Below are 24,470 nucleotides of genomic sequence, written 5' to 3'. Positions count from 1 at the left end.
AATGAAAAAGCGTGCACTAATCAGTGTTTCAGATAAAAGAAATGTAGTAGATTTTGCAAAAGAATTGAACAACTTAGGATACGAAATCATCTCAACAGGGGGGACGCTGAAGACATTAAGGGATGCAGGTCTTCCAGCAATTCCTGTTTCAGATGTGACCAAGTTTGATGAAATTTTGGATGGGCGTGTCAAAACGTTACATCCATCGATCCACGCAGGTCTACTTGCCAAAAGAGAGAATACACAACACCTGGAGCAATTGCAAAGCCAAGACATTACACCAATTGATTTAGTAGTTGTCAACCTTTATCCGTTTAAACAAACGATTGAAAAAGAAGGTGTAACCGAAACGGATGCGATAGAAAATATTGATATTGGTGGTCCAACGATGCTCCGTTCTGCTGCGAAGAACTTTTATGACGTTACGGTTATCGTAGATCCTAATGACTATGCAGAAATAGTAAGCCAGCTTAAAGAAAACAAACTCGACATTGCCACAAAGAAACGCTTGGCAGCAAAGGTGTTTCGGCATACAGCACATTATGATGCAATGATTTCGCAATATTTTTTAACTTTGACAGGCGAGAAAGACCCAGAGACACTGACGTTTTCGTATGAAAAAGTGCAGTCGTTGCGATATGGAGAAAACCCACATCAACAGGCAGCGTTTTATAAAGAACCGGTTGTTCACGACGCATCACTAGCCAACGCGGAGCAATTGCATGGGAAAGAGCTTTCCTTTAACAATATTCAAGACGCGAATGCGGCACTTGAAATTGTACTTGAATTCAATCAAGCAGCAGCTGTAGCTGTTAAACATATGAATCCGTGTGGAGTAGGGATCGGTTCGAGCATTTCCGACGCCTATCGTAAAGCATATGAAGCAGACCCTATTTCCATTTTTGGCGGGATCGTTGCGTTAAACCGAGAAGTGGATTTACAAACTGCGGAGCAATTAAAAGATATTTTTCTTGAAATTGTCATTGCCCCATCCTTTTCAGAACAGGCATTGGAGCTGTTAACACAGAAGAAGAATATTCGGTTATTAAAGATTTCGATGGATCAAGGTGAATCAAGTAGCAATCAAAAGGTTGTGAGTGTTGCAGGAGGTGTTCTTGTTCAGGATAAGGATAAAGGTACAGTCACAAACGATGATCTAACCATTCCGACGAAACGTCATCCGAACGAGCAAGAGCTTACAGATCTGTTATTTGCTTGGAAGGTTGTAAAACACGTGAAATCCAATGCAATTGTTATTGCTAAAAAAGATCGTACACTTGGAGTTGGCGCAGGGCAAATGAATCGTGTTGGAGCAGCGAAAATAGCATTAGATCAAGCGTTTGATCAAACAAATGGTGCGGTGATGGCATCTGACGCATTTTTTCCAATGCCAGACACAGTGGAAGAGGCCGCAAAAGCAGGAATTACTGCGATTATCCAACCGGGTGGATCTAAGCGTGATGACGATTCTGTTAAAGCATGTGACGAACATGGAATTGCAATGGTGTTCACAGGTCTACGTCATTTCAAGCACTAATAATAGTTAGGTGGAAACATGAGGGGGGATTGGGTGAACATTTTCGTGGTAGGAAGTGGCGGACGGGAGCACAGTATGATCAAGAAGCTTGCAATGGACACTCGAGTAAGCAACATATACGTAGCGCCAGGTAATGGCGGCATGGAACAAGAAGCGACTCGTGTCCCGATTCAAGATACAGAAATAGAGAAGCTAGTAGCTTTTGCACAATCAGAGCAAATCGATTGGACAATCGTCGGTCCAGAAACCCCGTTATTAGACGGGATTGTCAATGCCTTTCAAAAAGAAAGCCTGAACGTTTTTGGTCCGACTAAAGAGGCCGCATTAATAGAAGGAAGCAAGGACTTTGCAAAAGCGTTTATGAAGAAGCATCATATACCAACCGCAGATTATGAAACATTTACAAATGCAGATCTGGCAAAAGACTACATAAAAGAAAAAGGTGCTCCAATTGTCATTAAGGCTGATGGGCTTGCAGCTGGAAAGGGAGTTGTAGTTGCTCTCTCTGTTGAGGAAGCATGTACTGCAGTTGATAACATGTTAGTTGATCAACAATTCGGAAATGCCGGTAATAAAGTTGTTGTCGAAGCGTTTTTGGAAGGTAAGGAATTCTCACTGATGGCTTTTGTTCACGGTGATCGGGTGTATCCACTCGTCCCTGCTCGTGATCATAAGCGTGCCTATGATGAGGATAATGGCCCTAACACTGGAGGGATGGGGGCATATGCACCTGTTCCAGACTTGAGTAAAAAAAATATACAGTATGCTGTAGATCATATTCTAAAGCCCACTGCAAAAGGTCTTGTAGAAGATGGACGGTCTTTTACTGGTATTTTGTATGCGGGTCTGATTGAAACAAATGATGGCCCAAAGGTGATTGAATTTAATGCTAGATTTGGTGATCCAGAAACCCAAGTCGTTTTACCCTTAATGGAAAATGATTTGCTACAAGTGATAGAAGATGTAACGTCTGGAAAAGATCCTGATTTACGGACCAAGGGTGGGGCATGTGTCGGTGTGGTGATTGCCTCTGCAGGCTATCCAGGCCCCTATCGAAAAGGGGTGTCTATTCCCAAAAGTCTAACCGATAACAGTGATTCTGATTGCTTTATTGTCCATGCAGGTACGGAACGCAAACAAGAAGTCTATCAAACATCGGGTGGAAGAGTACTACTTGTCGGGGCAACAGCAGATCATTTGTCCCAGGCTCGTGAAAAAGTATATGCAAAACTGGAAGCCTCCCAAAACAATGAAGACTTTTTTTATCGCAAAGACATCGGCACAAATGCATAAACAAATGAGGCAGCTAAAAAACGGCTGCCTCTATTCATAATCAGCGAAATAAGCATTTGGTGCATTTTTGAATATCTCTTCAATAAATGTTCATATTTTTTCAATGCGTTTTACAAGTTGATATGGTACGATTAACAAAATAAAAAATATTGGAGAGATCTGCGATGAATGAACACCGCTATCGTTGGAGAAATCGAGAGCTTAGAAAGCATGTAGCTATCATAGATGGAACGGTCGCACCAACGTTATTGTTAAAAAATATAACGTATTTAAATGTGTTTCTAAAACAATGGGTACGAGCGAACATTTGGATTTATCAGGATCGAATCGTCTATGTCGGCGACAAACTCCCAAACAATACGAGTGGAACTGAAATCGTAAATTATGAGGGGCGTTATGCCGTTTCAGGATATATTGAACCACATGTCCATCCATTTCAATTATATAATCCCCACCAATTAGCGAAATATGCAGCATATTCAGGAACAACAACATTAATTAATGACAACTTAATGTGGTTATTTTTGTTGGAGGAAAAGAAAGCGTTTTCTATTATAGACGACTTTATGCTTTCCCCTGTTTCCGTGTATTGGTGGTCGCGTTTTGATTCTCAGTCATCCCTTCAGGTAGAGGAAGAAGAACTATTCACAAACGAAAAGGTGATGAAATGGTTAGAGCATCCAGCTGTAGTTCAAGGAGGGGAGCTAACGGCTTGGCCACAAGTGCTGTCAGATGACGATCGAATTTTATATTGGATGCAAGAAACGAAGCAGCTTCGGAAGCCAGTAGAAGGACACTTGCCAGGAGCGTCGGAGCATACGTTAGTGAAAATGAAACTTCTTGGTGTTGATGCCGATCATGAATCCATTACTGGTAAAGAAGTGCTAGAGCGGTTGAAGCTAGGATATCAAGTCGGACTTCGTTATTCATCCATCCGTCCCGATTTACCCGATTTATTGAAAGAAATAAAGGAATTGGGGATTGACTACTATGATTCTTTTACAATGACAACGGATGGAGCAACGCCTTCCTTTTATGAAAAAGGTATTATGAATCAATGTATTGAAATTGCGATCCAACAAGGCGTGCCTGTAATTGATGCTTATTTAATGGCGAGCTATAACGCAGCAAGGCATTTGGGTATGCAAGAAAGGATTGGAAGTATTGCACCTGGTCGAGTGGCACATATCAATATATTAGAATCGAAGGAAAACCCGAATCCAATTTCTGTTTTAGCAAAAGGAAAATGGATGAAAAAAGACGGAGAACGAACGGAAAGTATGCCACCAATTCATTGGGGGAAGTATGGTATTGAACGACTAAACCTTGATTGGGAGCTGCAGGAAGATGACATGCAGTTTTCCCTTCCTATTGGGATGGAAATGGTGAGCGACGTTATCATGAAGCCATTTGCCGTATCGATAGATGCAACGGTAAACGAGATTCACAACAAATTTGATGAAGCGTTTTTGATGTTAATCGATCGACAAGGGGCATGGCGTGTCAATACAATAATAAAAGGGTTTACGAACTCTTTGGGGGCAATCGTAAGCTCCTACTCTAATACAGGTGATATCGTGTTTATTGGGAAAAACAAACAAGACATAGCGATCGCCTTTGAACGGATGAAGGAAATAGGCGGAGGCATTGTCCTTGTCCATAATGGGGAAGTTAAGTTTGAACTACCTCTCACTCTTGCTGGAATTATGTATGACGGCTCGTTGGATCAACTTATCATTGAAGAGAAAAAACTAAAAGATTTGCTAAAGAAATATGGATATCCTTATAATGATCCTGTCTATCATTTGTTGTTTTTGTCGTCGATGCATTTACCATATATTCGAATTACACCTAAAGGAATTATGGATGTGAAGAAAAAAGAGGTGCTTTTTCCAGCGATAATGCGGTAAAATGAAGAAATAGCAATGACTGATCATCTCTCATGGGAAATTGAAAAGTAGTAAGGTGGGAAAATAGTGAGAAAGCATTTTTTATTCCTTTTGTTCCTCCTTATTTTTCTTGTTGCTTGCTCTAATGAAGAGGAAGCAACATCGAATAATGAGGAACAAAAAGAACAAGACAATACGACAGAGCAAACAGAACAAATAGAGGAGCCGAAACAGGAGCCTGAATTTGAAAACGTTTATCCACTCACTGGAATCCGGACAAACGACCCAGTAAACGACCGGATCGTATCCGTAATGGTGAATAATGCCACGCAGGCAAGGCCACAAACAGGTCTTACGAAAGCAGATATTGTTTTTGAAATTTTGGCTGAAGGACCGATTACACGGTTTATTGCTTTTTTTCAAAGTGAAAAGCCTGAGGTTGTGGGACCAGTAAGGAGTGCCAGAGAATACTATTATACGCTTGCCGCGAATTATAATGCTTTGTATATTTATCATGGTGCAGCGGATTTCATTGAAGATCGACTAAGAGCAGGGGTAGTCGATAATCTGAATGGTGCCTATTATGATAATGATGGGAATTTGTTCAAACGTGCAAACTTTCGAGAGCCCCCTCACAATTCGTATGTCCTTTTTCCAGCTATATATGACGTTGCGAAAGAGCAAGGATACGAAGTGAAAGCAGATTACACCCCACTACCATTTCTTGATGACGAAGAGGTGGAAACGATTGATGGTGGACAAGCTACAGACGTAGAAATTGTGTACTATCCTGAGGAGATCGTTACATATCAATATGACTCTTCTAGTCAGCAATATGTGCGCTATAGTGACGGTAGTAAGACGGTTGAATTGGAAACAGAAGAAGCTGTGTCGGTGGATAATGTATTTATTGTTGAGACCCGTCATGAAGTCATAGATGATGCTGGTAGGCGGTCTGTCGATCTGCAATCTGGTGGAAATGCTTATTTACTTCAAAAAGGCAAACTAGAAAAGCTACAATGGAGAAATGAAGAAGGACGTATTGTGCCTTACAAAGATGGACAACCAGTTGGTTTTGTACCAGGAAAAACATGGGTTAATGTGATTCCAGAGGATCCAGGTTTAAATGGAGCCGTAACCATCCAATGATCGTCCTCGAAAAAAAGGGGCAATTAAAGAGGTGAGAGCATGCAAATAGATAAGCTTAGAGGCCAACACTTAGATCAATTGTTTGATGCTATCTTAACCTTAAGAGATCGGGAAGAATGCTACCGTTTTTTTGATGATATTGCAACCATTAGCGAAATTCAGGCTTTGTCCCAAAGGTTGCAAGTAGCCAAAATGCTAAGAGAAGGGTATACATACCAAGTGATTGAAAAAGAAACGAGTGCTTCTACCACAACGATTTCAAGGGTAAAAAAATGTTTGAATTACGGTAATGATGCATATGAGATGATATTGGATCGTTTACAAGATGACGACAATAAAAGCGATGGATAAAAAAAGATAATCGAATGGACTTGTTTTTCCAACCGAAAACGGTCAAAATAAATAATAGAATTTTTAAACCCTAGTTCAATCGGCTAGGGTTCTTTTTTTAGAGGTTGTTCAAAAAGTCACCAAATGATAAGCGGCGCATCTCAGGCCCACACGATGTGGGTCATGCAGGCGTTGCCACAGGACGTGGCGGTCTTAGCCTGCATTCCTTAAATGGCTTGTTTTTCCGTTTCTCTCGTATTAAAAGCATATCCTCAGAAAAAGAAGAACACTTTTTCTTCGTGCGAGGTAATGCTTTCGAAGCAACAAGCTTTCGCTGCGATACTCAAAACTGCGCCGCCTCGACCTGCTTGCTTCTAATTTGCCGACTTTTTGAACACGCATTTTTAGTGTAAATACTCAAAGAAACTTTGCTATAATAGATTTGAACAGTCAATACGTTTTACTGGAGGCATTATCCGTGTATGATATGAATAAATGGCAACATATTTTTAAGCTTGATCCAAACAAAGAAATAAGTGATGACAATCTAGAACAGATATGCGATTCTGGAACAGACGCGATTATTGTTGGTGGTACGGATCATGTCACACTGGATGGCGTGTTACATTTGTTGTCCCGTATTCGCAGGTACGTGGTTCCTGTTATTTTAGAAATATCGAATCTTGATGTCATAACGCCTGGGTTTGATTTCTATTATATCCCGATGGTTATGAATAGTAAGGATAAGAAGTGGATGATGGATATACACCACCATGCTGTCAAAACATATGGCGATGTAATGGATTGGGATAACGTTATGGTGGAAGGTTACTGTATCCTAAATGAGGATGCAAAAGCATTTCAACTCACAAATTGTACAATCCCAGATGAAGAAGGCGTTTTAGCTTATGCACTCATGGCAGAAAAAATGTTTCGTCTCCCCATTTTCTACATTGAATATAGCGGCAAACTTGGTGATCCTGCTTTAGTAAAAAAGGTGAAGCAAAAGTTAGATCATACGCTACTTTTCTACGGCGGGGGAATTCATACAGCAGAAGAAGCGAAGCAAATGAAAGAAAATGCGGATGTTGTCATCGTCGGAAATAGTATCTACGAGAATTTCAAACAGGCATTAACAACGGTTAAAGCAGTAAAAGGAGAGGGATAAAGGTGGTGGATACTGTGGGTAATCAAGTCAAAGATTTACTAACAGGGTTAAATAAAAAACAACAAAAGGCGGTACAGCATACAGAAGGCCCTTTGTTAATAATGGCAGGTGCAGGTAGTGGTAAAACCCGTACCTTAACACACCGAATCGCCTATTTAATCGAAGAAAAGGAAGTATCCCCTAGAAGTATACTAGCAATTACGTTTACTAATAAAGCGGCACGTGAGATGAAGGAACGGGTTTTCCGACTAGTGGGACCTGAAGCATCGAATATTTGGGTTTCTACGTTTCACTCTATGTGTGTACGTATTTTGAGAAGAGATATTGATAGAATCGGGATGAGTAGCAATTTTTCCATTTTGGACAGTGGAGATCAACTGTCCGTTATCAAACAGGTAATCAAGGGCTTAAACATAGATCCGAAAAAATGGGATCCAAGAGCGATGCTTGGTGCGATAAGCTCAGCCAAAAATGAATTGATAACACCTGAACAATATGAAAAACAAACAAATAATTTTTATGAGAAACAGGTAGCAGACATTTACACAAATTATCAAAAAACACTCCGCAAAAATCAGTCCTTGGATTTTGACGATTTAATTATGCAAACGATCCATTTATTTGATCGGATTCCTGAAGTATTGGAATACTATCAACGGCGCTTTCAATATATCCACGTCGATGAGTATCAGGATACAAACCACGCACAATATTATTTAGTTCAGCAAATGGCAAAACGATACCAAAATTTATGTGTTGTAGGGGATTCAGATCAATCGATCTACCGTTGGCGCGGTGCTGACATTCAAAATATTCTTTCATTTGAAAAGGACTACCCGAGCGCGTCCGTTATCCTGCTCGAACAAAATTATCGTTCTACGCAGCATATCCTCGAAGCAGCAAACACCGTTATCGAAAACAATACAGGAAGAAAGCCAAAAAAATTGTGGACAGATAATAAGGAAGGCGCGAAAATCCAGTACTATCAAGCGGCCACTGAACAAGAAGAAGGATTGTTTGTAGCCAATAAAGTAGAAGACTTTATTGCAGATAACACATACAACTACAAGGATATTGCGGTTTTGTACCGAACAAATGCACAATCTCGTTCAATTGAGGAAACGTTTGTCAAAGCAAATATCCCATACCAAATTGTTGGTGGAACAAAGTTTTATGATCGAAAAGAAATTAAAGATATGTTGGCATATTTAAGGCTTATTTCGAATCCGAATGATGACTTGAGCTTTGCTCGTGTTGTGAATGAACCGAAACGAGGTGTTGGAAAAACATCCCTTGAAAAACTACAGTCTTATGCTGCGGATCAAGAGATTTCATTATATCAAACAGTACAAGAAGTAGATTTTGTAGGAGTGAGTGGTAAGGCGGCTCGATCCCTATCAGAGTTCGGTGCCCTTATCCGAAACTGGACCCAGCAGCAGGAGTTTTTGTCTGCAACAGATATGGTTGAAGAGGTTTTAAATCGGACAGGCTATGAGGAAATGCTACGAAACGAAAGAACACTTGAATCTCAAAGTCGTCTCGAAAACTTAGAGGAATTTAAAACGGTAACCAAGCAATTTGAAAAAAACAGTGAAGATAAAAGTTTGCTCGCATTTTTAACCGATTTGGCACTTATCGCGGATATCGATCAAGTAGATGAAGATCCACTTGGAGATGATAAAGTAGTTCTTATGACATTACACTCCGCAAAAGGGCTTGAATTTCCAGTCGTATTTTTAATTGGGATGGAAGAAAATGTGTTTCCGCACAGCCGATCCTTAATGGACGAAGATGAAATGGAAGAAGAGCGTCGCTTGGCTTATGTTGGTATCACAAGGGCAGAAAAGCAGCTCCATTTAACCCATGCAAAAATGCGGACGTTATATGGAAGGACAAATATGAACCCAGTTAGTCGGTTTATCAATGAAATTCCGGAACAGTTAGTAGAGGGAATGGAAGAAATGAAACAGTCGATGTTTGGCTTTAATTCTTCTCCAAAACATAAACCAGATCCATTTGCTGCACCGAAACGACCCGCAAGAAAGACACAGCCTGCCTCAACTGGTGGCGATACGCTTGCTTGGAAGCCAGGAGATAAAGCCAATCATAAAAAGTGGGGACAAGGAACAGTGGTCAAAGTACAGGGCGAAGGGGAAGCATTGGAATTGGACATTGCCTTTCCTGCACCAACAGGAATCAAGCGATTGTTAGCTAAGTTTGCGCCAATCACAAAAGCGTAGAGGGATAAGGATCTGGGTCAGGACGATCATTCACAGTAAAAATGTGGTCATCGTTCTGTTTCGTCTGCTGACTTGAGACCTCCTGCAAATGCTAATATCGCTTTTGTTCCTGAACACCTATCAAAAGTGAGGGTTAAGTAATGAATCGTGATGTAGCCAAAAAACAAATTGAAGAATTACGTAATGAAATCAACACCTATAATCACGAATATTATGTGGAGGATCGTCCAAGTATTTCGGATTATGACTATGATCAAAAGTTGAAGAAATTAATCGAACTAGAACAGCAATTCCCTGACCTAATTACCACCAATTCCCCAACACAACGGGTAGGAGGAGAACCACTTGATGCATTTAAAAAGGTGGAGCATGCTGTACCAATGCTCAGTCTCGGAAATGCTTTTAATGAAGCGGATCTTCGTGATTTTGATCGCCGTGTTCGGGAAGGCCTCAAAGAGGATCAAGTAACCTATGTATGCGAATTAAAAATAGATGGATTAGCCGTTTCGTTAAGCTATGAACAAGGTGTGTTCGTAAGAGGCGCAACACGCGGGGACGGGACGATAGGTGAAGACATTACAAAAAATATAAAAACGATACGAAGCATTCCGCTAACGATCGATCAAAAAGAAGCATTCGAGGTTCGTGGAGAAGCGTTTATGCCACATAAATCCTTTCTTGCATTAAACAAGAAAAAGGAAGAGAATGGTGAAGAACCGTTTGCCAATCCACGTAATGCCGCTGCTGGGTCGTTAAGACAACTAGATCCTAAAATTGCCGCCTCTCGTAATCTAGATATTTTTCTTTATGGAGTTGGCAAGTGGGAGGCAAGAACCCTTTCTGCACATAGCGAAAGTCTCGAATATTTAAAACAACTAGGTTTTAAAACAAATCCAGAGTGGAAAAAGTGTACGAATATCGAGGAAGTCATCGACTATGTACAGGAATGGGTTGAAAAAAGACCACATTTAACTTATGAAATTGACGGAATCGTTATTAAGGTAGATCGATTGGATCACCAGAAAAAGCTAGGGTTTACTGCGAAAAGTCCAAGATGGGCAACTGCATATAAATTTCCTGCTGAAGAAGCTACAACAAAATTGATTGATATTGAACTAAGTGTTGGACGAACAGGCGTTGTTACACCTACTGCACTATTAGAACCGGTCAAGGTTGCTGGAACAACTGTCAAACGGGCATCCTTGCACAACGAAGGTTTAATCCATGAAAAAGATATACGTATAGGTGACACAGTTGTCATCAAAAAAGCAGGAGATATTATTCCAGAGGTAGTACGCGTTCTATTAGAGGAACGCCCAGAAGGTCTAGGGGAGTTCCATATGCCTGTTGCATGTCCGGCATGTGGAAGTGAACTCGTCCGGTTGGAAGAAGAAGTCGCTTTGCGCTGCGTGAACCCAAACTGTCCTGCTCAACTAAAGGAAGGGTTAACTCACTTTGTATCACGAAATGCTATGAACATTGACGGTCTAGGAGAAAAAGTAATCGAACAGCTTTTTAGTGAAAACTTAGTGCACACGATCGCGGATCTTTATAAACTGAACAAGGATGAACTACTTCAGTTGGAACGTATGGGAGATAAGTCAGTGGATAACCTTCTGGCTGCGATAGAGACCTCGAAGAATAATTCCTTAGAAAAACTTTTATTCGGACTCGGTATTCGCTACGTCGGTTCAAAGGCAGCCAAAATCCTTGCACAACAATTTGAAACATTGGACAGACTAGCTGCAGCTTCCTTTGATGATCTTATTGCCATTAACGAAATCGGAGAAAAAATGGCCGATTCCATTCTACATTTTTTTGAAGAACCAAAAGTGAAAGAACTAATAGATCAACTAAAGAGTCTAGGTTTGGCAATGGAATACAAAGGACCAAAAGGAGTGGAGGACCCTGAGGTAACTGTTTTTATGGATAAGACAGTAGTTTTAACAGGCAAAATGGAACTCTTCTCTCGCCAAGAAGCGAAAGAAAAGATAGAAGCCTTGGGTGGTAAAGTAACTGGTAGTGTTAGTAAAAAAACAGACTTTGTTGTAGCAGGAGAAGATGCAGGCTCGAAATACGACAAAGCATTGGAATTGGGGATAGAAATTTGGGATGAACAGCGTTTAAAAGAAGAACTGATGGAATAGGAGTGACAAGGTGAAAAAAATTAGTGTACTGATCATTATGCTCCTCGTTATATCAGCCTGTGCCCCTTCCTATGATAAACAAGAAGAAGTGGTTGAAGAAACGAAAGATGATACACAGCAACAAACAGCTATTGTGCCTAGTTATAATATTTCGAATGAAAACTACAAAGTGCTTCTTCCGTATGAACCAAGTGAGGCACGCGGAATCATTGTGAATCAAATGGCAAACCGATTGGACATTGATGAATTTGAAGAAGGGTTAAGACGCCAGTCTAAGGAGATTTTTAAACCGAGTAATTACTATTTTCAAGAAGGTCAATACTTAGGAGAAGACACTGTATTAAATTGGCTTGGCCGAACGATGACAGATAAACAAGTAGATGATTACCTGTCAGAGAACAAGGATTTATATAAAAACGATGCCGAAAAACAAGAATTAAAAGAATCACTACAAATAGGATTGAATCCACCTATAGCAGAAGATGAGTTAAAAGAAGAGGATTTTAGAGAAAGTCCGAAATATTTATCCCATATCCTTGAACAGAACTTCCTCAAAAAAGGTGCAAATGATGCCGTGAAATTAGGAGGAATTTCGATCGGGTTAGCAATGAAATCTACCTACCGCTTTCAAACGGAAATTGGTGGACCTTATTATTACGAGGATATTCCAAAGGCTGACATGCTAACGGAAGGAAAAAAAATAGCCGAGAAAATAGTGGACAGATTGCGGCAAATGGACAACCTTGGTGATGTCCCGATTATGATTGGGTTGTATCGCGAAGAAGAACAGAGCGCGATTGTACCAGGTAACTTTGTAGCAAAAACAACAGTTGCTGGGGATAAAAATTCCATTGGGGAATGGGAACCTATAAACGAAGAATATGTACTCTATCCATCAAATGAATTGAAGGATAAGTATTTTGATGACAATGAAAGCTTAAAAGAGTTTGAACAGCAGGTTAGGAAGTATTTCCCGAACTATGTAGGGGTAATTGGCAAAGCATTTTACGTAAATGGAAATCTACAAAGACTTACGATAGATTTGCCAATTGAATTTTATGGTAAAGCAGAAGTAATTGGGTTCACGCAATACGTCTATGGGCTTGTGATGGAAACCTTTAAAAATTATTTTGACCTCGAAGTGAATATCATGTCAAATGATAAACAAGAAGCCCTTATTGTAAGAAAAGCGGGTGAATCAGAGCCGTATGTTTACGTATATGATCAATAGGGAAGAATGCAAGCCTCTGGTCAAAAATCCTTGTTTAATAAAAGAAATCAATGTGCTCCTTCCGTTTACTTTTCAGAATGTTTGAAGTGTTTATCTCAATCGGTTAAAATATAAATGGCAGCGCCTCAGCCAAAAGTTTTAAAATGGTTGGAGCAATTAAGTCCGAATTGAAAAAGGAGGTTATTACATGGTAACACCGTACAAACACGAACCATTCACAGACTTTACCATTGATGAAAATCGTAAAGCATTGGAAGAAGCTATTTTAAAAGTGGAATCTGAGCTCGGTAAAGAATATCCTCTCATTATTGGTGGGGAACGAATTACGACAGAGGACAAGCTCGTTTCGTATAATCCTGCAAAAAAAGATGAGGTTATCGGTTACGTTTCGAAGGCAAATAAAGACCTTGCAGAAAAAGCGATGAAAGTTGCGGATGAAACATTTCAATGGTGGCGCAAGTCTAAACCTGAAATGCGTGCTGATATTTTGTTCCGCGCGGCGGCTATCGTCCGTCGTCGTAAAAATGAGTTCACTGCCCATTTAGTAAAGGAAGGTGGTAAGCCGTGGAAGGAAGCAGACGCGGATACTGCTGAGGCAATTGACTTTATGGAATATTACGGTCGACAAATGCTTGAATTCAAAAATGGCGTAGAGATCAACAGTCGTGAAGTTGAAAATAACCGTTACAACTATATACCACTAGGAGTCGGAGTTGTTATTTCTCCTTGGAACTTCTTGTTTGCGATCATGTGTGGTACTACTGTGGCACCTCTTGTTACTGGAAATACTGTACTGCTTAAGCCAGCTAGTTCAACTCCAGTTATTGCATATAAGTTTCTAGAAGTACTTGAAGAAGCGGGAATGCCTGCAGGTGTCGTCAACTATATCCCTGGAAGTGGTGCTGAAGTTGGAGACTATCTCGTAGATCACCCACGTACTCGTTTTGTAAGCTTTACAGGCTCAAGAGAAGTTGGAACGAGAATTTACGAACGTGCAGCTAAAGTGCAGCCAGGTCAAAAATGGCTAAAGCGTTCAATTATTGAAATGGGCGGAAAAGATACGATTGTTGTTGATAGTGATGCAGATCTTGAGCTTGCTGCAGATGCAATTACGTATTCATCATTTGGATTCTCAGGTCAAAAGTGTTCGGCATGCTCTCGTGTCATTGCCCACCAAGATATTTATGACGAGTTGTTGCAACGTGTAGTGGATAAAACAAAAGAAATTAATGTTGCAGATCCTACTAATCATGACACGTACATGGGTCCTGTCATTGATGAAGGAGCATACAATAAAATTTTAGACTACATCGAAACTGGTAAAAAAGAAGGTAAACTACTTACTGGTGGAGAAGGAGACAATACAAAAGGCTGGTTCGTAAAGCCAACTGTATTTGGTGATCTTGACCCTGAATCGGTAATTATGCAGGAAGAAATATTTGGTCCTGTCGTCGGTTTCTCAAAAGCGAAAGATTTCGATCAAGCTATTGAGTTTGCCAATAACACCGATTATGGCTTAACAGGCGCTGTGATCTCAAATAACCGTGATCATATCGAACAAGCTAGAGAAGATTTCCATGTTGGTAACCTCTATTTTAACCGTGGTTGTACGGCGGCAATTGTAGGTTATCATCCGTTTGGTGGATTCAATATGTCTGGTACAGATTCGAAAGCTGGCGGACCTGACTACTTAATCCATCACATGCAAGGAAAAACAACATCTGAAATGCTGTAATGTAAAAAAGTACGTACGAGCATCCCTATCCACCAACCATAAGCAGTGTGGAAGGGGTGTTTTTTTGTTTCTGGGAAAGTAGGAAAGTTTTTGGTGGGTTAATTCGGTGTTTTTGACCCCAACTTTCCCAATATACAAAAACTAAAAATATGATATGATAGTTTCATAAGGAAGAACTGCAACAACACTTTGGGTAAATGGTTCTAGTCAAGAAATCAGGTGCGGGTTATATACCTATTCATTTTCTATAATTTAGGGGTGGGAATTCTATGGAAGTAGGATCTTTTATTAAAATACATAGAATTAAACAAAACATGACCCAAGAAGACTTAGCAGATGGCATTGTTTCTGAATCCTACTTATCAAAAATAGAAAATCAAAAAACAGTAGCTAGTCCAGAAGTAATAGACATGCTATGCGTAAGGCTAGGGGTACAGTACAGGGATCAAGAAGACTCCATATTAGAAGAAAAATGCAAGGATTGGTTCGATCTACTATTTGAAAACAATAGTAGGGACACCATTAACGCAAAATATGAAGAGCTAGAAGAACTAATGAAAGGTTCCAACTCTGATTACGAGATGTTGTTTGAAATTCATAAGATCAGATATTACCTTGTTTTGGGAGAAGAAAGGCTAGCATTAAAGCAAATCAATAGTTTAAGAGAACTAGCAAGCAACTTTGAAAACTCCGCCCAATATTATTGGTTCAAGTTCAACGGAAACTATAATTCCGTTATGGAAGAGTATAACCAGGCAATGAGGTTTTATCGACTTGCGGAAGAAAAGATTGTACATGCTGATATTAGTGAAAATGAAGAAGCTGATCTCAAATACACGATGGCTGTTACATATAGTAAGATAAGAAATACATTAGAGGCAATAGATTATTCAAATAAGGCTATAGATATTTTTAGGAAGAATTACAATTTTCACAGGTGTGCCCAATGCCATATCATTCTTGGAATATCGTATAGAAGAATTCGTGTATATGATAAAGCTATTAAAAACTATAATTTAGCAAGACATTTGGCAGAATTGGATAAAGATGAAACATTGATTCGATTAACAAACATAAATTTAGGCCATTTGCATGCTAGTAAAGGTGATACGAAACAAGCCATACATTTTTTTAATTCCGTTCTCGAAAAAGCCGAGGTTGATGCGGAAGATAAACTAGTTGCTATATCTTCCCTTATTGGCGAGTACTATAATTCTCATAATTACGACAAGGCCAAGGAAATGGTTGATGAGGGATTAAAAACAATAGAAAATGTTAGTTCTGATGCTAAATTTAAAACATTATACTATTATAAGTTGAGTACTTATTATTATTCACTTAATAAAGATGTTGATAGATTTGAAGCTATTGTTGTTAACGAATTTATTCCGTATTTACAAAAACAAAAAGATTATGCTAATTTGGTTATTTATGCAAATATGGTTGGCAAGCATTTTGAAGATAGGAAAAAATATAAGAGTGCAAATAAGTTTTATAAACTTGTCAATTTATCATATGAACAAATAATAAAAATATAGGAGGAATTATTTAATGAAAAAACTAATCGTTAGCTTGACACTAGGTGCTTTGATTTTAGTGGGATCACTTTATGTTGTAAATAACAATAGTAATCTCTCAATTGAAAAGGAGCCATCTATCTTTTCATCTGAATTTACGATTGAGAAAGAACCGAGTATATTCTCTTTTGAATTATCTATTGAAAAAGAACCAAGCATTTTTTCTCAAAAAACGTTTTATTAATCCAAAAAGGATATAATAAATATATACTCCCAAATGACTTTCCCAGGGTGTGCCTCTAATGACACCTCTGGGGTTTTTTTGTTTTTTGGCCTATTATGATGGGAGTGATAGAATGAATGCACGCTTAATAATGCTACAAGTTGCCAATAATCGTTATTATTTGCTATTATCATAAGTATTGTAGCAAACGTAAAATCAGTGGAGGTGACTCGAATGTCTCAAATTACAAAGGATCAGGTAAAGCATGTGGCCCATCTCGCCCGCCTCGCGATTTCAGAGGACGAAACAGAAAAGATGACCAAGCATCTTGGAGATATTATTAAATATGCAGAACTATTAAACGAACTAGACACGGATCATGTGGAGCCAACAACACACGTGCTTGATTTAAAAAACGTCATGCGTAAGGACGAACCAAAGAAATGGATCGACAAGGAAGACGCACTTCAAAATGCGCCAGACAAGCAAGATGGCCAGTTCCGCGTACCGTCGATTTTAGAATAAGGAGGGGTAGAATTGTCACTTTTTGATCATACATTAACAGAACTACAAGACAAATTACATAAAAAAGAAATAAAAGTAACAGATCTTGTTTCTGAGTCCTATCAACGGATTCAAGAAGTAGACGAACAGGTGAAAGCTTTTTTAACTTTAAATGAAGAAAAAGCTTATGAAAAAGCAAAGCAACTAGACGAACAGAAACTAAATGATCAATCGATCCTTTTTGGTATCCCAATTGGCATTAAAGACAACATTATGACAGAGGGACTTCGGACAACGTGTGGAAGTCAATTTTTAAGAAATTTTGAAAATCCGTTGTATGATGCAACCGTTATTAAAAAATTGTCAAAGTCAAACACTGTAACCATCGGGAAATTAAACATGGATGAATTTGCGATGGGGTCTTCAAATGAAAATTCAAGCTACTTTTCAACAAGAAATCCGTGGAATACCGATTATGTACCAGGAGGATCAAGTGGAGGATCTGCAGCAGCTGTTGCAGCAGGGGAAGTGTTTTTTTCAATCGGATCAGATACAGGAGGCTCAATTCGTCAGCCTGCTTCTTTTTGTGGAGTAGTAGGGTTGAAGCCAACTTATGGATTTGTATCACGTTTTGGATTAGTAGCGTTTGCTTCTTCCTTAGATCAAATCGGCCCAATCACACGAACGGTAGAAGACAATGCACATTTGTTACAAGCATTGGTAGGTCACGATGAAATGGATACAACGTCAGCTAATGTAGACATTCCGAATTTTGCAGATGCGACGAAACAAGACGTAAAAGGGTTGAGAATAGCTGTTCCACAGGAGTATTTGCAAGAAGGGGTTTCCCCAGAAGTTAAAGAAGCTGTGTTAAAAGCACTTAAAACATATGAGGATATGGGTGCCACCTGGGAGGAAGTGTCGCTACCACATTCTCGCTATGCTGTTGCTGCATACTATCTCTTGGCATCATCGGAGGCATCCGCCAATCTTGCTCGATTTGATGGTGTTCGTTATGGAGTGCGCTCTGAGAAAGCAGAAAATATGCTCGACATGTTTAAGCTTTCTCGCAGTGAAGGTTTTGGTGATGAAGTAAAACGCCGTATTATGCTCGGAACTTTTGCACTTAGTTCTGGCTATTATGATGCGTACTATAAGAAAGCACAAAAAGTTCGTACGCTGATTAAGCAAGATTTTGAAAAAGTATTTGAGAACTATGATGTGATTGTCGGGCCAACTGCTCCGACGACAGCATTTAAGGTAGGAGAAAAAATAGATGACCCACTAACGATGTATGCAAATGACATTTTAACGATACCTGTGAATCTTGCAGGCGTACCTGGAATGTCCATCCCATGTGGATTCTCATCAGAAGGTCTACCAATCGGCCTGCAAATTATTGGTAAACATTTTGATGAAAGCACATTGTATCGTGCGGCATATGCATTTGAGCAAGCAACAGACCATCATAAACAAAAACCGGTATTGGGAGGTGTGAGATAATGAATTTTGAAACCATTATCGGTCTTGAAGTCCACGTAGAGTTGAAAACTGCATCCAAAATTTTCAGTCCAAGCCCGAATGCCTTCGGTGCAGAACCTAATGAAAATGTTAACCCGATTGATTTGGGATATCCTGGAGTATTACCAGTTTTGAACGAGGAAGCTGTGAATTTTGCTATGAAGGCTTCAATCGCACTTAACTGTGAAGTGGCTAGCAATACTAAATTTGACCGTAAAAATTATTTTTACCCAGATAATCCAAAGGCATATCAAATTTCACAGTTTGATCAGCCAATAGGAGAGAATGGCTGGATTGAAATTGATGTGGACGGCGTTAAAAAGAAAATAGGTATAACCCGGCTGCACATGGAAGAGGATGCGGGAAAATTAACACACAGTGATGAAGGCTATTCGCTTGTGGATTATAATCGCCAAGGTACACCTTTGGTCGAAATTGTGTCTGAACCAGATATCCGATCTCCCAAAGAGGCATATGCTTACTTAGAAAAACTAAAGAACATTATTCAATATACTGGTGTGTCGGACTGTAAAATGGAGGAAGGCTCGCTGCGCTGTGACGCGAACATATCGATTCGACCAATTGGCCAAGAGGAATTTGGTGTTAAAACAGAATTGAAAAATTTAAACTCCTTTTCTTTTGTCCAAAAAGGATTGGAGTTTGAGGAAAAACGGCAGCGTGAAGTCCTTTTAGCGGGTGGAGAAATTCTTCAAGAGACACGACGTTATGATGAACAAACAAAAGAAACGATTTTAATGCGGGTAAAAGAAGGTTCAGATGATTACAGGTACTTCCCTGAACCAGACCTCGTTCCATTATATATAGATGAAACATGGAAGGAACGAATTCGAGCAGAAATTCCTGAACTTCCCGATGCTCGAAAAGAACGCTATATAAATGAGCTTGAGCTACCAGCATACGATGCAATGGTGTTAACGAGCACAAAGGAAATGTCCGATTTCTTTGAAGAAACGATTGACAACGGAGCAGATGTCAAACAGGCATCGAACTGGTTAATGGGTGAGGTTTCAGCTTACATGAACAAAAACCAATTAGAGCTGAGTGATCTACCACTTACCCCTAAATCGCTAGCAAAGATGGTTAAATTAATTGAGGACGGAACAATTTCATCAAAAATGGCCAAAAAGGTATTCTCCGAGCTCGTTGAAAAAGGTGGAGATCCTGACAAAATTGTTAAAGAAAAAGGTCTAGTCCAAATTTCAGATGAAGGTAAGCTGAAGGAAATTATTACAGGTATCCTAGATCAAAACGAACAGTCAATCGTCGATTATAAGAACGGAAAAGATCGTGCGCTTGGTTTTCTCGTTGGACAAGTAATGAAGCAAACAAAAGGGCAAGCAAACCCACCAATGGTTAATAAGATCATTTTAGAGGAAATGGAAAAACGATAATAGTGTATGGAGGGCTTGTTTCACAATGTGAAGCAGGCTTTTTTTGTAGTATAAGTGCGTGTTCAAAACCCCCATGGCTTATTAGCCCGCTTAACCATGGAAATGAGGCTTTTTTCTAAAAATAAGGGCTTCTGAGTCCGCATCGAATTTTTAGCGGACTGAGAAGCCGCTATTTGGCAAAAAACCGTGTTATTGGTGGGTTTCGCGGACTGAGAGGCCCTTAATTGCCAAAAAGCCAGCCATAAATAACCCATTTATAGCAAATAGCGTCCTGTGAGTCCGCTTAACCATGGAAATGAGGCCTTTTTCTGAAAATAAGGGCCTCTGAGTCCGCGTAGATATTTTTAGCGGACTGAGAAGCCGTTATTTGGCAAAAAACCGTGGTATTGGCGGGTTTCGCGGACTGAGAGGCCCTTAATTGCCAAAAAGCCAGCCAAAACAAGCCCAATTATAGCAAATAGCGTCCTGTGAGTCCGCTTAACCATGGAAGTGAGGCTTTTTTCTAAAAATAAGGGTCTCTGAGTCCGCTTAGATATTTTTAGCGGACTGAGAAGCCGCTATTTGGCAAAAAACCGTGGTAATGGTGGATTTCGCGGACTGAGAGGCCCTTAATTGCCAAAAAGCCAGCCAAAACTAGCCCATTTGTAGCAAATAGCGTCCTGTGAGTCCGCTTAACCATGGAAATAAGGCTTTTTTCTGAAAATAAGGGCCTCTGAGTCCGCATCGAATTTTTAGCGGACTGAGAAGCCGCTATTTGGCAAAAAACCGTGTTATTGGTGGGTTTCGCGGACTGAGAGGCCCTTAATTGCCAAAAAGCCAGCCAAAACTAGCCCATTTGTAGCAAATAGCGTCCTGTGAGTCCGCTTAACCATGGAAATAAGGCTTTTTTCTAAAAATAAGGGTCTCTGAGTCCGCGTAGATATTTTTAGCGGACTGAGAAGCCGCTATTTGGCAAAAAACCGTGTTATTGGTGGGTTTCGCGGACTGAGAGGCCCTTAATTGCCAAAAAGCCAGCCATAAAGAACCCATTTATAGCAAATAGCGTCCTGTGAGTCCGCTTAACCATGGAAATAAGGCTTTTTTCTGAAAATAAGGGCCTCTGAGTCCGCGTAGATATTTTTAGCGGACTGAGAAGCCGCTATTTGGCAAAAAACCGTGGTATTGGTGGATTTCGCGGACTGAGAGGCCCTTAATTGCCAAAAAGCCAGCCATAAATAACCCATTTATAGCAAATAGCGTCCTGTGAGTCCGCTTAACCATGGAAATGAGGCTTTTTTCTAAAAATAAGGGCTTCTGAGTCCGCGTAGATATTTTTAGCGGACTGAGAAGCCGCTATTTGGCAAAAAACCGTGTTATTGGTGGGTTTCGCGGACTGAGAGGCCCTTAATTGCCAAAAAGCCAGCCATAAATAACCCATTTATAGCAAATAGCGTCCTGTGAGTCCGCTTAACCATGGAAATGAGGCCTTTTTCTAAAAATAAGGGCCTCTGAGTCCGCGTAGAAATCTTTTATCGATTCAAAAAAATGGTTAGAACTTTTCAATTAGCAAAAAAAAGGCTATGATGGATAATGGACAAACTGGATAGGGGGATTCCTATGAAACGTGCCCGTATTATTTATAATCCAACATCTGGACGGGAAGCTTTTAAAAGAGAGCTGCCTGATGTATTGCAACGTTTTGAACAAGCGGGATACGAGACATCTGCACATGCAACAATTGGTGCTGGAGATGCCACAAAAGCTGCCCGAACAGCAGTAGAACGGAAATATGATATTATAATCGCAGCTGGCGGTGACGGTACGATAAATGAAGTCATTCAAGGAATTGCAGAACAGGAGCACCGGCCACAGCTTGGCATTATCCCAGTTGGCACTACGAATGACTTGGCTAGAGCACTTTGCATCCCAAGGAATATACAAAAAGCTGTTAGTGTTGTGTTAGATGGTAAAACAAAAGCATTGGACATTGGCCGCGTGAATGAACATTATTTTATGAATATAGCTGGTGGTGGAAAATTAACAGAGCTTTCCTATGAAGTTCCTAGTAAGCTTAAAACGATGCTAGGTCAACTTGCATACTATTTAAAGGGAATTGAAATGTTGCCCTCCCTTCGACCAACTAAAGTTAAAATAGAATATGATGGAAAAATATTTGAAGACGAGATTATGTTATTTCTTGTTTCTAATACAAATTCTGTTGGTGGCTTTGAAAAGCTTGCCCCAGCAGCCGCGATGGATGATGGCCTATTTGACCTGCTTATTTTAAGAAAAACAAATTTGGCTGATTTTATTCGCTTAGCGTCGCTAGCGTTAAGAGGAGCCCATTTAGATGACGGACATATTTTATATGTTAAAGCAAATCGGATTAAGGTAGAAACAGATGAAAAGCTACAACTCAATATTGATGGCGAATTTGGGGGGCTACTACCAGGAGAATTCGTCAATCTTTATCAGCACATCACTTATTTTGTGCCAGACGAATTTGTCGAAAAGCAAAATAGAATATAGAAGTAGGGTTAAGGATATAGGTATTGGAGGACACTCCAATACCATTTTTAATAGTTTAATCTCCGAAATTGGAGCGGAATTTTCCGAAAAGTGGGGGAATTGCTGATTTGGTGGTGTTACAGAATATAATAGTAGTATCTCACTACAAGAAATTAAGTTTTATTTTCCATATTATGTACATCGAAATAATGTTAAAATAAAACGGTAATGCTAAAATAGAATTCTCAAAATGGAAACTGACTTTTATTAGAGGTTGTTCAAAAAGTCACCAAATGATAAGCTGCGCATCTCTTCGTTGGCTTGTTTTTCCGGTGCTCATGTAGGTTATGTCTACACTGTGCTCCTCAAAACTGCGCCTCCTCGACCTGCTTGCTTCTAATTCGGCGACTTTTTGAACACGCACTATTTGAAAATAACACAAAAGAAGTCCTGCACCTCACTGCATAACGCGCGAACCATCAATACGTTAGGAGGACTATGTAAATGAATGTACAATTTAGCAAGCCGAAGCGATTTGGAGAAATAATGGATCACACTTTTACCTTAAGTAAACAGCGCTTTTCTGATCTATTCACAATCCTGCTTATTTTAATCGGCCCTATTTATATACTTCAGGCTATCATCCAACTACTATCGGGGGTTCAATTTTTCCGAGATGTAGGGAATGATGGTTTATGGTATGAGCAAATGATGACAGGATTAGAAGAAACCTCTACGGCAACAACATCTAGTCTTGGCGGAGATATAGTAATGGTATTGGCTAGTATTATCTTATATCCAGTTGCAGAGGCTGCCATTCTGATTGTCATCAACCATATAAAAAAAGCAGAAAGCTACACAGTCGGTTCCGTAATCAAAAAGGCTTTTTCGCGTTTTTGGCCGATTCTTGGTAGTACTATTTTGTTTGGTTTGATTGCCTTTGGGTTAATCATCGTCCCAGTGATTGTCATTAGTTTGGCAGGGGTAATTGGAGCCATCATGAATCCGGTCATTGGAATTGTCTTGGGAATTGTACTTTTCTTAGGCTTTGCAGTTGTGATTGGATATTTATTAACGAGATGGAGTTTTTACTTTGGTGCTGTTGTATTAGAGGAGGATGCACCTGGCCTTTCAAGAAGCTGGAGGTTAACTCGTAACCGAACATGGGTATTACTAGCACTTTACATTGTATTCTCTTTGATTATATTTGCCATTAGTGCTGCAATGGAGCTTTCAGCTGGAATGCTTCTGGGTAATAGTGTATTCATGACCATTATCGTGAATATTGTGTCCCTGTTTACAACCATGATTTTCACGGTAGGTTATGCGGTTATGTTTCTCGATCTAAAGACGAGACATGATGCAGATGATTTAAAAGAAATGATTGAAGACTACAACGACAAATAACCTATTTCCTTGGGAAAGCTAGGTGATTTTATGTTACAGGAGAACAAAGCAAGAGATGAGCTACAAGCCATTTTAGACGGACAAGAATATCAAAAATATTACAACGACAAAAGCATGATCGAGATCTGGTGGGAGAATGTCAAGGAATGGCTGGCCGATTTATTAGCAAAATGGTTCCCGTCAATTGAGGCTTCAGGCAATACAGCGGGTGCCATCATGGTTGGGATTGTTGTTGCTGTCGTCATAGTGTTGCTTATCGTTTTAGTTCTTCTATTCAGGAACAGGCAACGCGCTCGCACATTTCGGAATCACCAACCGATTCAATCGATAAACGAAATGAATTGGTCGTATAAACAGCATCTTGAAGAGGCAACGAAACAGGAGGAATTAGGGATTTATGCCCTGTCAACCCGCCACCTGTTTTTGGCGTTGCTTCTTTATTTTCATGATAAAGGCTGGTTAGAAGCAAAAGTATGGAAAACAAATTGGGAGTACTATGATGAACTGCTAAAGGTGAACCAACATCGTGCTAGTGCGTTCTATGACCTTGCCCTATTATTTGAAGAAGTGACCTATGGTGAACGTGATCTGAATCATGAGGAATATGATCAATACAAAAGCAAAATAGAAAAATGGTTAAAAGATGAAACACGAGCAGGATAGAAAAAGGTGCACTTGCT

The 24,470-nt window shown here is 39.8% G+C and carries 18 protein-coding genes; all 18 read left to right on the top strand.

The features are described from left to right. Nucleotide 1 precedes the first annotated feature (1 nt). The 18 genes from purH to NC797_RS12845 all read left to right on the top strand — a co-directional run bounded on the left by purH (nucleotide 2) and on the right by NC797_RS12845 (nucleotide 24,453). On the top strand, nucleotides 2-1,537 hold the full coding sequence (gene purH / locus NC797_RS12930) for a bifunctional phosphoribosylaminoimidazolecarboxamide formyltransferase/IMP cyclohydrolase (RefSeq protein ID WP_272437234.1): 1,536 nt from the start codon (nucleotides 2-4) through the stop codon (nucleotides 1,535-1,537). Nucleotides 1,538-1,570: 33 nt separating this feature from the next. Further along, a complete protein-coding gene (gene purD, locus NC797_RS12925; RefSeq protein WP_272437209.1) occupies nucleotides 1,571-2,830 on the top strand; it encodes a phosphoribosylamine--glycine ligase in 1,260 nt (419 codons plus the stop codon). A gap of 164 nt (nucleotides 2,831-2,994) precedes the next feature. After that, a complete protein-coding gene (locus NC797_RS12920) occupies nucleotides 2,995-4,740 on the top strand; it encodes an adenine deaminase C-terminal domain-containing protein (protein ID WP_272437208.1) in 1,746 nt (581 codons plus the stop codon). A 66-nt stretch (nucleotides 4,741-4,806) separates the two neighbouring features. Then, entirely contained in the window at nucleotides 4,807-5,868 is a 1,062-nt protein-coding gene (locus tag NC797_RS12915) for a DUF3048 domain-containing protein (RefSeq protein ID WP_272437207.1), read from the top strand. Nucleotides 5,869-5,907: 39 nt separating this feature from the next. Then, entirely contained in the window at nucleotides 5,908-6,219 is a 312-nt protein-coding gene (locus tag NC797_RS12910) for a YerC/YecD family TrpR-related protein (protein WP_272437206.1), read from the top strand. A gap of 457 nt (nucleotides 6,220-6,676) precedes the next feature. Then, the gene (gene pcrB / locus NC797_RS12905; protein ID WP_272437205.1) at nucleotides 6,677-7,366 is read left to right on the top strand and encodes a heptaprenylglyceryl phosphate synthase; all 690 of its coding nucleotides are present in this window, start codon (nucleotides 6,677-6,679) and stop codon (nucleotides 7,364-7,366) included. 14 nt (nucleotides 7,367-7,380) lie between these two features. Further along, nucleotides 7,381-9,606, top strand: a complete 2,226-nt coding sequence (gene pcrA, locus NC797_RS12900; protein WP_272437204.1) for a DNA helicase PcrA — start codon at nucleotides 7,381-7,383, stop codon at nucleotides 9,604-9,606. Between the two features lie 140 nt (nucleotides 9,607-9,746). Then, nucleotides 9,747-11,753, top strand: coding sequence for an NAD-dependent DNA ligase LigA (ligA, locus tag NC797_RS12895; RefSeq protein ID WP_272437203.1), 2,007 nt, complete (start codon nucleotides 9,747-9,749; stop codon nucleotides 11,751-11,753). A gap of 10 nt (nucleotides 11,754-11,763) precedes the next feature. Beyond that, nucleotides 11,764-12,984 (top strand): CamS family sex pheromone protein, encoded by a 1,221-nt coding sequence (locus NC797_RS12890; protein ID WP_272437202.1) that lies wholly within the window; start codon nucleotides 11,764-11,766, stop codon nucleotides 12,982-12,984. 187 nt (nucleotides 12,985-13,171) lie between these two features. Beyond that, nucleotides 13,172-14,719, top strand: coding sequence for an L-glutamate gamma-semialdehyde dehydrogenase (gene pruA / locus NC797_RS12885; RefSeq protein WP_272437201.1), 1,548 nt, complete (start codon nucleotides 13,172-13,174; stop codon nucleotides 14,717-14,719). Between the two features lie 269 nt (nucleotides 14,720-14,988). Next, nucleotides 14,989-16,257: a helix-turn-helix domain-containing protein gene (locus NC797_RS12880; RefSeq protein WP_272437200.1), complete on the top strand. Its 1,269-nt coding sequence runs from the start codon at nucleotides 14,989-14,991 to the stop codon at nucleotides 16,255-16,257. A gap of 13 nt (nucleotides 16,258-16,270) precedes the next feature. Next, nucleotides 16,271-16,480 carry a hypothetical protein gene (locus NC797_RS12875; RefSeq protein WP_272437199.1) on the top strand — a complete coding sequence of 70 codons (210 nt, stop codon included), beginning with the start codon at nucleotides 16,271-16,273 and terminating at the stop codon, nucleotides 16,478-16,480. Nucleotides 16,481-16,693: 213 nt separating this feature from the next. Then, complete coding sequence (gene gatC / locus NC797_RS12870) at nucleotides 16,694-16,984, top strand: Asp-tRNA(Asn)/Glu-tRNA(Gln) amidotransferase subunit GatC (protein WP_272437198.1); 291 nt, start codon at nucleotides 16,694-16,696, stop codon at nucleotides 16,982-16,984. Between the two features lie 12 nt (nucleotides 16,985-16,996). Then, nucleotides 16,997-18,466, top strand: coding sequence for an Asp-tRNA(Asn)/Glu-tRNA(Gln) amidotransferase subunit GatA (gene gatA / locus NC797_RS12865; protein WP_272437197.1), 1,470 nt, complete (start codon nucleotides 16,997-16,999; stop codon nucleotides 18,464-18,466). Further along, nucleotides 18,466-19,896, top strand: coding sequence for an Asp-tRNA(Asn)/Glu-tRNA(Gln) amidotransferase subunit GatB (gatB, locus tag NC797_RS12860; RefSeq protein WP_272437196.1), 1,431 nt, complete (start codon nucleotides 18,466-18,468; stop codon nucleotides 19,894-19,896). The genes gatA and gatB overlap by 1 nt, the downstream gene beginning before the upstream one ends. Before the next feature lie 1,596 nt (nucleotides 19,897-21,492). Continuing rightward, nucleotides 21,493-22,404: a diacylglycerol kinase gene (locus tag NC797_RS12855; RefSeq protein WP_272437195.1), complete on the top strand. Its 912-nt coding sequence runs from the start codon at nucleotides 21,493-21,495 to the stop codon at nucleotides 22,402-22,404. Between the two features lie 483 nt (nucleotides 22,405-22,887). Further along, nucleotides 22,888-23,790 (top strand): DUF7847 domain-containing protein, encoded by a 903-nt coding sequence (locus NC797_RS12850; RefSeq protein WP_272437194.1) that lies wholly within the window; start codon nucleotides 22,888-22,890, stop codon nucleotides 23,788-23,790. Nucleotides 23,791-23,820: 30 nt separating this feature from the next. Next, entirely contained in the window at nucleotides 23,821-24,453 is a 633-nt protein-coding gene (locus NC797_RS12845) for a DUF4129 domain-containing protein (protein WP_272437193.1), read from the top strand. The last annotated feature ends 17 nt before the right edge of the window (nucleotides 24,454-24,470 follow it).

Source organism: Terrihalobacillus insolitus, assembly GCF_028416575.1.
GTDB classification, from domain to species: Bacteria; Bacillota; Bacilli; order Bacillales; family Amphibacillaceae; genus Terrihalobacillus; species Terrihalobacillus insolitus.
The sequence above is the reverse complement of the archived record's forward strand: the minus strand, read 5'-3'. Positions and strand labels throughout refer to the sequence as shown.